The 2192-nt window shown below is 75.9% G+C and carries 1 protein-coding gene; it reads left to right on the plus strand.

Annotated features, from left to right (window positions below):
• Positions 1–2192: beta-ketoacyl synthase N-terminal-like domain-containing protein (locus HUW36_RS31415; protein ID WP_174531391.1), on the plus strand; the 2192-nt coding region annotated here is incomplete at both ends.

Genomic DNA, 2192 nt, shown 5'->3' on the forward strand with positions numbered 1-2192 from the left:
GGCGCCGACACCCCCGGCCTGGCTCCGCTGCTCGACGAGCACGGCGCCGACGGGCGGGTCACCGCCGCCGCCTGCGACATGACCGACCGTACGGCCGTCGCCGCGCTGCTGGACTCGCTGCCCGACCTGACCGCCGTGGTGCACGCGGCCGGCACCGACCAGCTCACCCCGCTGACCGGCACCACCCTCGACGAGTTCGCCCACGTGGTCGCCGGCAAGGTACTCGGCGCGCTGCACCTCGACGAGTGCCTCGCCGACCGGCCGCTCACCGCGTTCCTGCTCTTCTCCTCCGTCTCCGGCACCTGGGGCAGCGCCGGGCAGTGCGCGTACGGCGCCGGCAACTCGCTGCTCGACGCGCTCGCGGTGCACCGCCACGACCGGGGCCTGGCCGCCACCGCCGTCGCCTGGACCGCCTGGGGCGGCGCCGACGGCATGGCCGCGAAGAACGCCGCCACCGAACAGTTGCACCGGATGGGACTGCCCACCATCGACCCCCGGCGGGCCCTGCTCGCGCTGGACCGGGCGATGGACCGACCCACACCCGGCGTCACCGTCGCCGACGTCGACTGGAGCCGCTTCCACCCGGCGTTCACGCTCACCCGGCCCAGCCCGCTGCTGTCCGACCTGCCGCAGGTGCGGGCGCTCGCCGAGGACGAGGCGGCCCGGGACGCCGCCGCGCCGGCCGGTGTCGCGGAGCCGCTGCGGCACCTGGCCGACCGGCCCGAGGCGGAGCAGGAACGGGAACTGCTGCGCATCGTCGACGAGCAGACCGCCCGCGTCCTCGGCCACGGCACCGCCGACGACCTGCGCGGCCGGCCGTTCAAGGACCTCGGCTTCGACTCGCTCACCGCGGTGGACCTGCGCACCCGACTGAACGAGGCCACCGGGCTGCGGCTGCCGTCCACTCTCGTCTTCGACCACCCGACCCCGGCCGAGCTGGCCCGACACCTGCGGGAGACCGCTTTCGGCGCCACGCCCGTCGCCTCCGCCGGGCCGGCCCGCGCCGCCGACACCGACGAGCCGATCGCGGTGGTCGGGATGGCCTGCCGCTACCCGGGCGGGGTCAGCGGCCCGGCGGAGCTGTGGCGTCTGGTCGCCGACGGCGTCGACGCGATCGGCGGGTTCCCCACCGACCGGGGCTGGGCCGTGCCCGCGCCGGACAGCGGCTACACCCCGGCCGGCGGATTCCTGCCCGAGGCCACCGGCTTCGACCCCGCGTTCTTCGGTATCTCGCCCCGCGAGGCCCTCGCGATGGACCCGCAGCAGCGGCTGACCCTCGAAGCCGCCTGGGAGGTGCTGGAACGGGCCGGCGTCGACCCGACCGGCCTGGCCGGCAGCCGCACCGGCGTGTTCGTCGGCGCCTCCACCTCCGGGTACGGGACCGGGCTGACCGAGGTGCCGGAGGGCACCGAGGGCTACCTGATGACCGGCGGGGCGCACAGCGTCATCTCCGGCCGGGTCGCGTACACGCTCGGGCTGGAAGGTCCGGCGGTCACCGTCGACACGGCCTGCTCGTCGTCGCTGGTCGCGCTGCACCTGGCCGGCGAGTCGCTGCGCCGCGGCGAGTGCGACCTGGCCCTCGCGGGCGGTGTCGCGGTGATGGCCACCCCGGACACGTTCGCCGAGTTCTCCCGGCAGGGCGGCCTCGCCGCCGACGGGCGGTGCAAGTCCTTCGCCGCCGCCGCCGACGGCACCGGCTGGTCCGAGGGCGTCGGCATGCTGCTCGTGGAACGGCTCTCCGACGCGCGGCGGCACGGCCATCGGGTGCTGGCGCTGGTGCGCGGCTCGGCCGTCAACTCCGACGGCGCGTCCAACGGCCTGACCGCGCCGAACGGGCCGTCGCAGCAGCGGGTGATCCGGGCCGCGCTGGCGGACGCGGGGCTGTCCACCTCGGACGTGGACGTGGTGGAGGCGCACGGCACCGGCACGACGTTGGGTGATCCGATCGAGGCGCAGGCGGTGCTGGCCACGTACGGGCAGGATCGGTCGACGCCGCTGCTGCTCGGATCGGTCAAGTCGAACATGGGTCACGCGCAGGCCGCCGCCGGCGTCGCCGGCGTGATCAAGGTGATCGAGGCGATGCGCCACGCGACCGTGCCGGCCACGCTGCACGTGGACGCGCCGTCGCCGCACATCGACTGGTCGGCGGGGTCGGTGGAGCTGGTGACCGAGGCTCGGCCGTGGCCGGTGGT

The organism is Micromonospora maritima (genome assembly GCF_902825405.1).
In the GTDB taxonomy this organism is placed as follows: Bacteria; Actinomycetota; Actinomycetes; order Mycobacteriales; family Micromonosporaceae; genus Micromonospora; species Micromonospora maritima.